Origin of the sequence: Rhizobacter koreensis, assembly GCF_013366375.1 — a bacterium.
Taxonomy (GTDB): domain Bacteria; phylum Pseudomonadota; class Gammaproteobacteria; order Burkholderiales; family Burkholderiaceae_C; genus Schlegelella_A; species Schlegelella_A koreensis.
Genome location: NZ_JABWMJ010000004.1, coordinates 293,004 through 305,565, shown reverse-complemented (window position 1 = coordinate 305,565; position 12,562 = coordinate 293,004). Strand labels below are relative to the sequence as shown.

Sequence of the window (12,562 nt, the reverse complement as noted above, 5' to 3'; positions counted from 1 at the left end):
GCGGTCGGCTCGATCAGCTCGCGGCTTCCGGCTGCGGCGCGCGGCGCGACTCGTCGCGGTCGGCGTTCTTCATCATCACGGACGGCGTGGTCTCGGCGTGATCCTTCACCACCGTCAGGTGGCGCAGCACGGCGTCGTTGAAGCGAAAGCCGGTCTCGAGTTCGGCCAGCACCGCCTTGTCGCACTCGATGTTGATGCACAGGTAGTGCGCCTTCGCGAGTTTCTGGATCATGTAGGCCAGCTGACGGCGGCCCCAGTCCTCGACGCGGTGCACCTTGCCGCCGCCGGCGGTCACGATGCCCTTGTAGCGTTCCAGCATCGCCGGAACCTGTTCGCTCTGATCCGGGTGGATCAGGAGCACGATTTCGTAGTGACGCATGTGATCTCCTTGTGGATTCCGAAATGGAAGCCGGCACGTAAGCGTCGATACCCGTGCCAGCAAGGGAAAAGCCGACGATTATAGCCCGAGAGCGAGACCTCTGGAAAGCCCGCAATCGGCTGACGCTTCGGGGCGTCAGGCCGGGCATGATGCGGCGCGCAGCTCGCACGTGTGTGCAGTTGTTGCGTCGCGAGCGCTCCGCGCCGCCCCCTTTGCACCGCATCGTCTCTACACTCGCGGGCTCCAGCCCTGTTGTCCCGCAATGGATGGCCCTGCCCGCGTCTCGACACCGGCAGGCCCGGAGCTGAAGCATGTTCGCCAACGTGGACGCTGAATGAACAACTCGGGCGACTCCGGAAGAACGCGTCCCGACGCGAGCGACAGCGAGGCCGGCTCCGAATGGGCGCCCACGCGGGCGTTCCCGCGCGGCCCTGCCCTCGACGAGTGGCAGCCGACGCGGGCCCAGGCGCCGCTTCCGCCGCCCGCCGCCAAGCCCGCCGACGCGCCGCCGATGCGGCCGCCGACCGGCGCCCAGCTCCCCGACGCGTGGCAGGAGACGCGCGCGCAGACCGCCCTCGCGACCCAGCTGCTCGGCGACGAAAGCGAATATCTCTCGGGCGAGAAGGACGAGATCGGGCGCCAGATCGGCAACAACGAGCGCGAGCTGTTCGTCTCGTCCGACCCCGCCTTCGCGCTGCAGCAGCAGTTCGAGCATCTGCGACCCGAGTTCATCGCGGTGCACGACGTCTCGACCACCTCGTCGCGCAAGCTCCTGATCGGCATTGCCGCAGCGAGTGGTCGCGCGGTGCAGAAGCTCGTGATCCGGCGCCAGGGCTACGGCACGCCGCTCGCGACGATCGAGTTCGTCGACCTGGCGGTGGTCGGCACCCGCCCGGTGCGTCTCTACTCGACCGAGGTCGACGCCGACACCGCGGCGCGTCACGCGATCGCCCGGACCCTGCTCGCGCACAGCCGTCTGGGCGTCCTCATGATCGGCGACCTGCCGGCGCACGCGCTCGCCGCCGCTCTCAAGCCGCTGCACGACGAAATCCTCACCGGCCCGTGGCCGAACCGGCAGGTCCTGCTGCTGCCGCTGTCGTCGTCGAGCACGATCGCGACCCAGGGCGCCGAGCTCGGGCGCGGCACCGGCATCGCGGTGCGCACCACCCCGCAGGTCACCCGGCCGGCGGACGCGTGGGGCTTCATCACCGGCTCCTGGAGCCGCTTGCGCGACCCGAGCAGCGCCGACACTGCGCATGTTCCCGAGCTCGCCGGCTTCGCGCCGCAGCCGTACAGCGCGCGCCGCAGCCCGATCATCAGCGCCGCGCCGGTCAGCGCGCCGGCCGCGCTCGACGCGCATCCCGCGCCGCTGCCGGTGCGCTCGGACGCGATCGTCGCCGATGCGCCGGCGGATGCGGGCCATCCGTCGCAGCTCGACCGGTACGTGCGGCAGATCGGCGAGCTGAGCGGCGTCGTCGGCTGCTGCGTGTTTGAGACCGGTAGCGGCCGGGCGATCGCCTACGTGGGCACCGGGCCGACGTCGGGCGACCTCGCGACGCACGGCAACGAGCTGCTCGCGGCGATGACGACGACGAGTCGCACGCTCGGCTTCGGGCACCTGCTGCCGGAGGCCGCGATCACGCTCGGCTCGCATCACCTGCTGCTGCGTGCGGTGCCCAAGCACCCCGGTACCGCGCTGCACGTCGTGCTCGACCGCGCGACCTCGAACCTCACGCTCGCACGACTGCAGGTGCAGCGCCTCGACGCGCTGTTCGACGAGGCGCATCCGGCGTAGACGCGCCGCGCTCGCGCGCGCCCTCCCGCCGATCCGTCGCGCGCGCGTCGACCGCAAGGAAAAGGCCCGCACACGCGCGAGCGTGGCGGGCCTTGCCGCGCGAGCGGCGCCCGGTCAGTGGACGACGCGCTCGAAGACGAACTGGCCGTCCTCGAAGTCGACCGGGATCACGTCCTTGGGGCCGAATCGGCCCTCCAGGATCAGCTTCGAGACCGGGTTCTCGATCTCGCGCTGGATCGCGCGCTTGAGCGGCCGTGCGCCGAACACCGGATCGAAGCCGGCCTTGGCCAGCTGCGCCAGCGCCGCCGGCGAGACCTCGAGCTTCATCTCCATCTTCTCGAGTCGCGACTCGAGCGCCTTCAGCTGGATCTTCGCGATGGCCTGGATGTTCTTCGCGTCCAGGGCATGGAACACGACGGCCTCGTCGATCCGGTTCAGGAACTCGGGCCGGAAATGCGCCTTCACCTCGCCCCAGACCGCATCGAAGATCGCCTCGTGGCTCTCGCCGGCCATCTGCATGATCATCTGCGAGCCGAGGTTGGACGTCATCACGATCACCGTGTTCTTGAAGTCGACCGTGCGGCCCTGCCCGTCGGTGAGACGCCCGTCGTCGAGCACCTGCAGCAGCACGTTGAAGACGTCCGGGTGCGCCTTCTCGACCTCGTCGAGGAGCACCACGCTGTAGGGCTTCCTGCGCACCGCCTCGGTGAGGTGGCCGCCTTCGTCGTAACCGACGTAGCCCGGCGGCGCGCCGATCAGCCGGCTCACCGAGTGCTTCTCCATGAACTCGCTCATGTCGATGCGGATCAGGTGGTCGGTCGAGTCGAACAGGAACCCGGCGAGCGCCTTGCAGAGCTCGGTCTTGCCGACGCCCGTGGGCCCGAGGAACAGGAACGAGCCGGTCGGCCGGTTCGGGTCGGAAAGCCCCGAGCGCGAGCGGCGGATCGCGTTGGCGACCGCGCTGATCGCCTCGTCCTGGCCGACGACGCGCTCGTGGAGCTTGGCTTCCATCTGCAGCAGCTTGTCGCGCTCGCCCTGCATCAGCTTCGAGACGGGAATGCCCGTCGCACGCGCGACCACGTCGGCGATCTCCTCGGCGCCGACCTCGTTCTTCACGAGCTTGGGGGCGCTGCCCGCGCCGCCCTTCTGCTCCTTGGCCTGCGCCTCCTTGAGCTTGCGCTCGAGCTCCGGCAACGTCTCGTAGCGCAGCCGCGCAACCTTCTCGTAGTCGCCCTTGCGCGTGAGCTCGTCGATCTGGAAGCGGGTGCGGTCGATCTCCTCGAGCAGCTGCGCCGATCCCTGCGCCGCGGCCTTCTCGGCCTTCCAGATCTCCTCGAGGTCGGAGTACTCGCGCTGCAGGCGGTCGAGCTCCTCCTCGATCAGCGCCAAGCGCCGGCGTGACGCCTCGTCCTTCTCCTTCTTGACAGCCTCGCGCTCGATCTTGAGCTGGATCAGCCGGCGGTCGAGCCGGTCCATCGCCTCGGGCTTCGAGTCGAGCTCGATCTTCACCTTCGACGCGGCCTCGTCGATCAGGTCGATCGCCTTGTCGGGCAGGAAGCGGTCGGTGATGTAGCGGTGGCTCAGCTCGGCGGCGGCGACGATCGCCGGGTCGGTGATCTCGACCCCGTGATGGACCTCGTACTTCTCCTGCAGGCCGCGCAGGATCGCGATGGTCGCCTCGACGCTCGGCTCGCCGACCAGGATCTTCTGGAAGCGGCGCTCGAGCGCGGCGTCCTTCTCGATGTACTTGCGGTACTCGTCGAGCGTGGTCGCGCCGATGCAGTGCAGCTCGCCACGGGCGAGCGCGGGCTTCAACATGTTGCCGGCGTCGATCGCGCCTTCGGCCTTGCCGGCGCCGACCATGGTGTGGATCTCGTCGATGAAGACGATGGTCTTCCCCTCGTCCTGCGCGACTTCCTTCAGCACCGACTTCAGACGCTCCTCGAACTCGCCGCGGTACTTCGCGCCGGCGAGCAGCAGCGCCATGTCGAGGACCAGCACGCGCTTGTCCTTGAGCGTGTCGGGCACCTCGCCGGCGACGATGCGCTGGGCCAGGCCCTCGACGATCGCGGTCTTGCCGACGCCCGGCTCGCCGATCAGCACCGGGTTGTTCTTGGTGCGGCGCTGCAGCACCTGGATCGCGCGCCGGATCTCGTCGTCGCGGCCGATCACCGGGTCGAGCTTGCCGCTGCGCGCCCGCTCGGTGAGGTCGAGCGTGTACTTCTTGAGCGCCTCGCGCTGCCCTTCGGCGTCGGCGCTGTCGACGTTCTGGCCGCCGCGGACGGCGTCGATCGCTGCCTCGAGCGCCTTGCGGCTGAGGCTGGCGTCGCGTGCGGCCTGGCCGATCGGCGTCTTCGATTCGGCGAGCGCAAGCAGGAACATTTCGCTCGCGATGAACTGGTCGCCCCGCTTGGTGGCTTCCTTCTCGGCGGCCTGTAGCAACCCGAGGAGTTCGCGGCTCGGCTGCACCTGCTCGCCGCCCTGCACCTGCGGGAGCTTGCCGATCTCGGCGTCAGCCGCGGCCTGCAGCGCGCCGACGTTGACGCCCGCGCGCTGCAGCAGCGCCTTGGCGCCATCGGCCTGCGTCAGCATGGCCGAGAGCAGGTGAGCCGGTTCGATGTACGGGTTGTCTCGCCCGTTGGCAAGGCTCTGCGCGTCGGCGAGCGCTTGCTGGAAAGTGGTTGTGAGTTTGTCGAATCGCATGGTGGTGTCCCCCGAATGCGCTCGAAGTGAGGCAGCCGCGAGCCTTTTTCAAGGCCATGGTGGCAGCGGGGCGAATCGGCGCTGCGTCGAGTCGCGCACCCGACGAACGTTCGGTCGCCGGGACGTCACGGCGCCGCGGCCACTCGCAACGCAGCGACGGGTCAGCCGACGATCGTCCGGATCAGTCGGTAGCCGATCGCCGCGCAGGCGAGCGAGCCCGCCACGTGAGCCACCGTATGCAGCAGCGCCAGCACCCACTCCTGGCGCTGCAGCATCAGCAGCGACTCGACCGAGAACGCCGAGAAGGTGGTGAAGCCGCCGAGGAAGCCCGTCACCACCAGGAGGCGCAGCAGGTCGTTCGGCTGTCGCTCGAACACGGCGAGCGCGGCGCCGATCAGCAGCCCGCCGATCACGTTCACCGTCAGCGTGCCGAGCGGAAAGCCCGTCCAGCGCCCGTTCAGGGCCAGCGCCGCACCCCAGCGCAGCAGTGCGCCGACTGCGGCCCCGCCGGCGACGGCCGCGACCTGGGGCGCGAGCGGCGCGCCGTTCAGCATCGGCGCGTCGGCGCCGGTTCGGACAACGGCGCTGCGCGGTCGCCGCTCATGCGGCAGGCGGCTCGACCGAAGCGTTGCCGGCCTGGATGCCCCAGCGGCGCAGCGCCGCGTCGTCGCTGACGCGGGCGTCGACCCAGCGCGCGCCGGCGGGCGTCGTCTCCTTCTTCCAGAACGGCGCCTGCGTCTTCAGGTAATCCATCAGGAACTCGCAGGCCTCGAACGCGGCGCCGCGGTGCGCCGACGTGACCACCACCAGCACGATCTGCTCGAGCGGCTGCAGCAGGCCGACACGATGAATCACCCTGGCGGCGCGGATGTCGAAGCGTTCGAAGGCGGCGTCGATCATGCGTTCGATGCTCGCCTCGGTCATGCCCGGGTAGTGCTCGAGCTCCATCGAGGCCACGTCGGCGCCGTCGCTGCGGTCGCGCACCGTCCCGACGAAGGCGACGACCGCGCCCACGCCGAGATCGCCGCGACGGAGCCGCGCGACCTCGGCGCCGAGGTCGAAATCGGCGGTCTGCACCGCGACGCGCGGGGCGGCCACCCTAGCCCCCGGTCACCGGCGGGAAGAAGCCGACCTCGGCGCCGTCGCCGACCGCCGCCGACTCGGCGCACAGCACCTGGTCGAGCGCGCTGCGCAGCAGGCGGTCGCGCGCGAGGACGCGCGCGTGTTCGGGGCTCCTCGCGATCAGTGCATCGCGGACGTCGCCCACCGTCGCCGGTGCGTCGATCTGCAGCGTTTCGCCGGCGCCGAGCGCCTCGCGCACCGACGCGAAGTAGCGCACCCGAATGTTCATGCTTGCCATTCGCCGAACGACAGATACCGCACCGTATCGCCGGGACGGATCGCCTGGCCGGGCGGGTTGTCGACGACGCCGTCGCCCCACACCACCGACGTGAGCACGCCCGAGCCCTGATTCGGGAACAGGTCGAGCCCACCGGCGGCGTTGCGCCGCACACGCAGGAACTCGCGGCGCCGGTCCGGACGCGGCCAGTCGAAGTCGGCACGCTGCAGCAGCGGCTTGGGCTCGACATCGACGGCGCCCTGCAGGCGCAGCAACAGCGGCCGCACGGCGAGTTGGAAGGTCACGAAGCTCGACACCGGGTTGCCCGGCAGGCCGACGAACCATGCCGCCGTATCGTCGCCGCGGAACACCTTGCCGAACGCGAGCGGCTTGCCGGGCTTGACGGCGAGCTCCCAGAGATCGAGCCGGCCCTCGGCTTCGAGCGCCGGCTTGAGGTGATCCTCTTCGCCGACCGAGACGCCCCCGCTCGTCACGATGAGGTCGCTGTGCGCGGCGGCGCGGCGCAGCGCATCGCGGGTGGCGTCGAGCCGATCGGGGACGATGCCGAGGTCGTCGCAGTCGCAGCCGAGCGCGCGGATCGCCGCGTGCAGCATGAAGCGGTTCGAGTTGTAGATCGCGCCGGGCGCGAGCGGCTCGCCCGGCATCGCGAGCTCGTCGCCGGTCGAGAACAGCGCGACGCGCGGCCGGCGCGCAACGCGCAGGGTGGCGGCGCCCGCCGATGCCGCGAGGCCGAGCGCCTGCGGCGTGAGGCGGGTGCCGGCGCCGAGCACCACGCTCCCGGCCGCGATGTCTTCGCCGCGGCGCCGGATCGATTGGCCCGGCTGCGGGTCGACGTCGATGCGGACCCGGTCGCCCTCGGCCACGCAGCGCTCCTGCATCACCACCGCGTCGGCGCCGGGCGGTACCTGTCCTCCGGTGAAGATGCGCGCCGCGGTGCCGGGCGCGAGCGGCCGCGGCACGCTGCCGGCGGGTACGCGCTGCGAGACCGGCAGCCAGGCGCCCGCCCGCGGCACGTCGGCGACACGCACCGCATAGCCGTCCATGCCGCTGTTGTCGGCCGGCGGTACGTCGCAGATCGACGTCACGTCGGCGGCGAGCACGCGGCCGAGCGCGTCGAGCGTCGGCACCTCGACAGCGTCGCTCGCCGGCAGCGGCGCGACCGCCCCGAGCAGCCGCGCGAGCGCCTCCTCGAGCGTCAGCAGCGGGGCCGGCGTGCTCATCGGCGGCTGGCGGGAGGCAGCGTCAGCGCGTGCCGACGTCGGCAGTCGCCGGCTCGTCGCGCGCGGCGATCAGGCGCTTGAGCGCTTCGACGTCGCGCGGCAGCGCTTCGAAGCGGCGCGGCAACGCCTCGAGCCCGGCAAGGCGCGGCGGCCGCGGCGGCTCGATGCCGATCGCCTCGACGACGGTGGCGCTGAACTTCGCGGCGAGGGCGGTCTCGAGCACGATCATCGGAACGCCCGGCTCGACGTGGCGCCGCGCCACGTAGAGGCCGTCGGCGGTGTGCGTGTCGATCACGCGGCCGAAGCGTTCCCAGGTGTCGCGGATCGTCGCCAGACGGTCGGCATGGGTGCTGGTACCGGCGACGATGCCGAAGCGTTCGACCTCGGCACGGTCGGCCTCGTCGAAGCTGAAGCGGCGCTCGCGCTCGACGCCGGCGACGAACAGCTCGCGCGTGCGCGCCGGGTCGCGCCCGACCACGTCGTACACGAACCGCTCGAAATTCGAAGCCTTCGAGATGTCCATCGAGGGGCTCGACGTCTCGTGCGTCTCGGCGCCCGAGCGCACCCGGTAGGTGCCGGTGCGGAAGAACTCCTCGAGCACGTTGTTCTCGTTGGTCGCGAGCACCAGGCGACGGATCGGCAGCCCCATCATCCGCGCGACATGGCCGGCGCAGATGTTGCCGAAATTGCCCGACGGCACCGCGAAGCTGACCGGATCGCCTACGCGCCTGGCCGCCTGCAGGTAGCCGACCACGTAGTAGACGACCTGCGCCAGGAGGCGCGCCCAGTTGATCGAGTTGACGGTGCCGATGCGGTGGCGGCGCTTGAACGCGAGGTCGTTCGAGACCGCCTTGACGAGGTCCTGGCAGTCGTCGAACACGCCGTCGACGACGAGGTTGTGGATGTTCGGGTCGAGCAGGCTGAACATCTGCGCCTGCTGGAACGGGCTCATCCGGCCCGCCGGCGAGAGCATGAAGACGTTGATGCCGCGCTTGCCGCGCAGCGCGTACTCGGCCGCGCTGCCGGTGTCGCCCGAGGTCGCGCCGAGCACGTTGAGCGTCTCGCCGCGCCGCCCGAGTTCGTACTCGAACAGGTTGCCGAGCAGCTGCATCGCCATGTCCTTGAACGCGAGCGTCGGACCATTCGAGAGCTGCTCGAGGTACACGCCTTCGTCGAGCGGCTGCAGCGGCGTGATGCGCTCGTCGCCGAACGCCTCCACGGTGTAGGTGCGCTCGACGAGGTCGCGCAGGTCGGCCGGCGGGATGTCGTCGATGTACATCGACAGCAGCTCGCACGCCACCTCGGCGTAGCGCATGCCGCGCCAGCGCTCGAGCGTCGCGGCGTCGAGCTGCGGATACGACACCGGCAGGTAGAGCCCGCCATCGGGCGCCAGACCGGCGAGCAGGATCTCGGAAAAGCTGCGCGGCTGGGCGTCGCCGCGCGTGCTGATGTACTTCAACCGAGCTCTTCCTTGCGAATGCGGACGATCGGCGCGAGCACGGTCGGCAGCGCCTGCATCTCGGCAATGGCGCGCGTCATGCGGCCCTCGACGGTGTCGTGGGTGAGGATGATCACGTCGGTGCGGCTCGCGCCGGGCGCGTCGCTCTCGGCCGGGCGCTGCAGCAGCGCGTCGATGGAGATGTCGTTGTCGGCGAGGATGCGCGTGATGCGGGCCAGCACGCCGGTGCGGTCTTCGACCTGCAGGCGCAGGTAGAACGACGTGATCACGGCCTCGATCGGCAGCACCGGCGTGTCGTGCATCTCGGCCGGCTGGAACGCGAGGTGCGGCACGTGGTGGTCGGGATCGGCCGTGATGAGCCGTGCGATGTCGACGAGGTCGGCGATCACGGCCGAGGCGGTCGGCTCGGCGCCGGCGCCCTTGCCGTAGTACATGGTCGTGCCGACCGCGTCGCCGTGCACCAGCACCGCGTTCATCGCGCCCTCGACGTTGGCGATCAGCCGCTTGGCGGGCACCAGCGTCGGGTGCACGCGCAGCTCGATGCCGGTCGCGCCGCCCTGCTGCTGCAGGTCGTCGCGGCGCTTGGTGATCGCGAGCAGCTTGAGCCGATAGCCGAGCTGCTCGGCATAGGCGATGTCGGCGGCCTGCAGCGCGCCGATGCCCTCGACGTAGGCGCTCGCGAACTGCACCGGAATGCCGAACGCGATCGCGCCGACGAGCGTCGCCTTGTGCGCGGCGTCGACGCCCTCGACGTCGAAGGTCGGGTCGGCCTCGGCGTAGCCGAGCGCCTGTGCGTCCTTCAGCGCGGCGGCGAAGTCGACGCCCTTCGAGCGCATCTCCGACAGGATGTAGTTGGTGGTGCCGTTGACGATGCCGGCGACCCATTCGAGGCGGTTCGCGCTCAGGCCCTCGCGCAGCGCCTTGATGATGGGAATGCCGCCGGCGACCGCCGCCTCGAACGCGACCACCACGCCCTTGGCGCGCGCCGCCGCGAAGATCTCGGTGCCGTGGATCGCGAGCAGCGCCTTGTTGGCGGTGACGACGTGCTTGCCGGCAGCGATCGCCTCGAGCACGAGCGCCTTGGCGAGGCCGGTGCCGCCGATCAGCTCGACGACGACGTCGATGTCGGGGTTCGCGATCACCGCGCGCGCGTCGCCGACCACTTTCGCCGCGCCGCCCACGACCTGCTCGGCGCGCGCGGTGTCGAGGTCGGCGACCATCGAGATGCGGATGGCGCGACCGGCGCGCCGGCGGATCTCTTCCTCGTTGCGCTGCAGCACGCGGAACGTTCCGCCGCCGACGGTGCCGATCCCGAGCAGGCCGACTTCGATCGCCTTCATGGCAGTGCTTTCAGGACGCATGGCGCGCCCGGTAGTTGTCGAGAAAGCGCGCGATGCGCCCGATCGCCTCGGTCAGGTCGTCGGAGTTCGGCAGGAAGACGACGCGGAAATGGTCGGGGTTGGGCCAGTTGAAACCAGTGCCCTGGACGATCAGCACCTTCTGCTCGGCAAGCAGCTCGTAGGCGAACTGCTGGTCGTCCGCGATCGGATAGAGCTTCGGGTCGAGGCGCGGGAACATGTAGAGCGCCGCCTTAGGCTTGACCACCGACACGCCGGGGATCTCGGACAGCAGCTTGTGCGCGAGGTCGCGCTGGCGGCACAGGCGCCCGCCCGGCGCGACGAGGTCGTCGATGCTCTGGTAGCCGCCGAGCGCCGTCTGGATGGCGAGCTGCCCCGGCGTGTTGGCGCACAGGCGCATCGACGCCAGCATGTTGAGGCCCTCGATGTAGTCGCGGGCGTGGGCGCGCGCGCCCGACACGATCATCCAGCCGGCGCGGTAGCCGCAGCTGCGGTAGTTCTTCGACAGGCCGTTGAGCGTCAGGAACAGCACGTCGTCGGCGAGCGACGCGATGCTGGTGTGCACGTTGCCGTCGTAGACGGTCTTGTCGTAGATCTCGTCGGCCACCACGATCAGCTGATGGCGCCGAGCCAGCTCGACGATGCCCTGCAGGATCTCGACCGGATAGAGCGCGCCCGTCGGGTTGTTCGGGTTGATGACGACGATCGCGCGCGTGCGCTCGGTGATCTTGGCCGCCATGTCGGCGAGATCGGGCATCCAGTCGGACTGCTCGTCGCAGATGTAGTGCACCGGCGTGCCGCCCGAGAGCGCCACCGAGGCGGTCCAGAGCGGGTAGTCGGGCGCCGGGATCAGCACCTCGTCGCCGTTGTTGAGCAGCGCGTTCATGCTGAGCGTGATGAGCTCCGACGCGCCGTTGCCGAGATAAACGTCGTCGACGGTGACGCCGGCGATCCGCTTCTGCTGCGAGTAGTGGACCACCGCCTTGCGCGGCGCGAACAGGCCCTTGCTGTCGGTGTAGCCGGCGGCATCGGGCAGGTTGCGGATCATGTCCTGCACGATCTCGTCGGGCGGCTCGAGCCCGAACGCCGCGATGTTGCCGATGTTCAGCTTGATGATGTGCTGACCATCCTCTTCCATCCGGCGCGCCTTCTCCAGCACCGGGCCGCGGATGTCGTAACACACGCCGGCCAGCTTGCTCGACTTCGGTACGGGATGCAAAGCGGCCTCCAGACTGCAAACCTAGAATTTAACCACAAGGGTTTGCCCCCGCATTCCCACGTCACGAGGGGAAGACCATGAAGATGCGCGCCGACCGACAGGAGGGCCAGAACGCGATTTCACGCCACGGCCCGGACGGCATCATCGTCAACGGCGTCGAGTACACGCACAGCACGCTGGTCGCGTGGCGCGGCGACGTCGAGCGCTGGGAGGTCGACGCCTTCGAGCAGCTCGCCGTCGAGCACTTCGAGAAGGTCGCGGCGCTCGCCCCGGAGCTGGTGCTGTTCGGCAGCGGCGCCCGCCTGCGCTTCGTACGCCCGGCCTTGCTGCGGCCGCTGCTCGGAAGCGGGATCGGCGTCGAGACGATGGACACCGCGGCAGCCTGTCGCACCTACAACGTGCTGATCGCCGAGGGGCGTTCGGTGGTGGCCGCGCTGCTCTTCGAAACCCGGGGGAATACCGCCTCGTGAGGAGGCGGAACGTGAAGGAAGGCCGGGCCCAAGCCCTATAATCCCCGGTTACGCCTCGCGCGGACGCAAACACCCGCTATTACATGACGCCTGCCCTCAACAAAGCCATTCCGGACTTCGAAGCGCTTGCAACAGGGGGCGTGAAATTCACGCCGCAGGCGTACGCGGGCAAGATCGTCGTGCTGTATTTCTACCCCAAGGACAACACTCCGGGGTGCACCACCGAGGCCATGCAGTTCCGCGACAACTACGACGAGTTCGTGCAGGCCGGTGCGGTCCTGTTCGGCGTGTCGCGCGACAACATGGCGTCGCACGAGCGCTTCAAGCAGGCGCTCGAGCTGCCGTTCGAACTGATCGCCGACACCGAAGAAAAGCTCTGCCACATGTTCGGGGTCGTCAAGAACAAGATCATGTACGGCAAGAAGGTCAAGGGCATCGAGCGCAGCACCTTCCTGATCGACGCGAGCGGCATCCTGCGCGCCGAGTGGCGCGGCCTTACCGTCGCGGGTCACGTGGAAGACGTGCTGAAGGCGGTGAAGGCGCTGAAGAAGGCGGCCTGAGCACCCCAGACTCCGCTCCCGCGACGCACCCGGTCGCAT

Annotated in this window: 12 protein-coding genes; 3 read left to right on the top strand and 9 right to left on the bottom strand. The window is 69.8% G+C overall.

The window, feature by feature from the left end; genetic code table 11:
- Nucleotides 1-13: 13 nt before the first annotated feature.
- Nucleotides 14-379, bottom strand: coding sequence for a 30S ribosomal protein S6 (gene rpsF / locus HQN59_RS10770; RefSeq protein WP_176069006.1), 366 nt, complete (start codon nucleotides 377-379; stop codon nucleotides 14-16).
- A gap of 334 nt (nucleotides 380-713) precedes the next feature.
- Here rpsF and HQN59_RS10765 point away from each other — a divergent pair, with 334 nt between their 5' ends.
- Nucleotides 714-2,174: a hypothetical protein gene (locus tag HQN59_RS10765; RefSeq protein ID WP_176069004.1), complete on the top strand. Its 1,461-nt coding sequence runs from the start codon at nucleotides 714-716 to the stop codon at nucleotides 2,172-2,174.
- 114 nt (nucleotides 2,175-2,288) lie between these two features.
- Here the strand turns inward: HQN59_RS10765 and clpB are convergent, their stop codons facing one another.
- The 8 genes from clpB to HQN59_RS10725 form a co-directional block, all read right to left on the bottom strand.
- On the bottom strand, nucleotides 2,289-4,877 hold the full coding sequence (gene clpB / locus HQN59_RS10760; protein ID WP_176069003.1) for an ATP-dependent chaperone ClpB: 2,589 nt from the start codon (nucleotides 4,875-4,877) through the stop codon (nucleotides 2,289-2,291).
- Nucleotides 4,878-5,038: 161 nt separating this feature from the next.
- Nucleotides 5,039-5,431: a fluoride efflux transporter CrcB gene (gene crcB / locus HQN59_RS10755; RefSeq protein WP_176069000.1), complete on the bottom strand. Its 393-nt coding sequence runs from the start codon at nucleotides 5,429-5,431 to the stop codon at nucleotides 5,039-5,041.
- 46 nt (nucleotides 5,432-5,477) lie between these two features.
- Nucleotides 5,478-5,975: a molybdenum cofactor biosynthesis protein MoaE gene (locus tag HQN59_RS10750; protein ID WP_176068998.1), complete on the bottom strand. Its 498-nt coding sequence runs from the start codon at nucleotides 5,973-5,975 to the stop codon at nucleotides 5,478-5,480.
- Between the two features lies 1 nt (nucleotide 5,976).
- On the bottom strand, nucleotides 5,977-6,228 hold the full coding sequence (locus HQN59_RS10745) for a MoaD/ThiS family protein (protein WP_176068996.1): 252 nt from the start codon (nucleotides 6,226-6,228) through the stop codon (nucleotides 5,977-5,979).
- Nucleotides 6,225-7,457 carry a molybdopterin molybdotransferase MoeA gene (locus tag HQN59_RS10740; RefSeq protein WP_176068994.1) on the bottom strand — a complete coding sequence of 411 codons (1,233 nt, stop codon included), beginning with the start codon at nucleotides 7,455-7,457 and terminating at the stop codon, nucleotides 6,225-6,227. The genes HQN59_RS10745 and HQN59_RS10740 overlap by 4 nt, the downstream gene beginning before the upstream one ends.
- Nucleotides 7,458-7,479: 22 nt before the next feature.
- Complete coding sequence (gene thrC / locus HQN59_RS10735; RefSeq protein WP_176068992.1) at nucleotides 7,480-8,916, bottom strand: threonine synthase; 1,437 nt, start codon at nucleotides 8,914-8,916, stop codon at nucleotides 7,480-7,482.
- Complete coding sequence (locus HQN59_RS10730) at nucleotides 8,913-10,256, bottom strand: homoserine dehydrogenase (RefSeq protein WP_176068990.1); 1,344 nt, start codon at nucleotides 10,254-10,256, stop codon at nucleotides 8,913-8,915. The genes thrC and HQN59_RS10730 overlap by 4 nt, the downstream gene beginning before the upstream one ends.
- A gap of 10 nt (nucleotides 10,257-10,266) precedes the next feature.
- On the bottom strand, nucleotides 10,267-11,493 hold the full coding sequence (locus tag HQN59_RS10725) for a pyridoxal phosphate-dependent aminotransferase (protein WP_176068988.1): 1,227 nt from the start codon (nucleotides 11,491-11,493) through the stop codon (nucleotides 10,267-10,269).
- 77 nt (nucleotides 11,494-11,570) lie between these two features.
- Between HQN59_RS10725 and HQN59_RS10720 the strand changes: the two genes are divergently transcribed.
- Both HQN59_RS10720 and HQN59_RS10715 read left to right on the top strand, forming a co-directional pair.
- Nucleotides 11,571-11,963 carry an Mth938-like domain-containing protein gene (locus tag HQN59_RS10720; RefSeq protein ID WP_176068986.1) on the top strand — a complete coding sequence of 131 codons (393 nt, stop codon included), beginning with the start codon at nucleotides 11,571-11,573 and terminating at the stop codon, nucleotides 11,961-11,963.
- Nucleotides 11,964-12,046: 83 nt separating this feature from the next.
- Nucleotides 12,047-12,523, top strand: a complete 477-nt coding sequence (locus HQN59_RS10715; protein WP_176068984.1) for a peroxiredoxin — start codon at nucleotides 12,047-12,049, stop codon at nucleotides 12,521-12,523.
- Nucleotides 12,524-12,562 lie beyond the last annotated feature (39 nt).

Excerpts from the sequence above, each read along its gene's own strand:
- rpsF (WP_176069006.1), bottom strand. The coding sequence starts at position 379 with ATGCGTCACTACGAAATCGTGCTCCTGATCCACCCGGATCAGAGCGAA.
- HQN59_RS10765 (WP_176069004.1), top strand. The coding sequence starts at position 714 with ATGAACAACTCGGGCGACTCCGGAAGAACGCGTCCCGACGCGAGCGAC.
- clpB (WP_176069003.1), bottom strand. The coding sequence starts at position 4,877 with ATGCGATTCGACAAACTCACAACCACTTTCCAGCAAGCGCTCGCCGAC.
- crcB (WP_176069000.1), bottom strand. The coding sequence starts at position 5,431 with ATGCTGAACGGCGCGCCGCTCGCGCCCCAGGTCGCGGCCGTCGCCGGC.
- HQN59_RS10745 (WP_176068996.1), bottom strand. The coding sequence starts at position 6,228 with ATGAACATTCGGGTGCGCTACTTCGCGTCGGTGCGCGAGGCGCTCGGC.
- HQN59_RS10740 (WP_176068994.1), bottom strand. The coding sequence starts at position 7,457 with ATGAGCACGCCGGCCCCGCTGCTGACGCTCGAGGAGGCGCTCGCGCGG.
- HQN59_RS10730 (WP_176068990.1), bottom strand. The coding sequence starts at position 10,256 with ATGAAGGCGATCGAAGTCGGCCTGCTCGGGATCGGCACCGTCGGCGGC.
- HQN59_RS10720 (WP_176068986.1), top strand. The coding sequence starts at position 11,571 with ATGAAGATGCGCGCCGACCGACAGGAGGGCCAGAACGCGATTTCACGC.
- HQN59_RS10715 (WP_176068984.1), top strand. The coding sequence starts at position 12,047 with ATGACGCCTGCCCTCAACAAAGCCATTCCGGACTTCGAAGCGCTTGCA.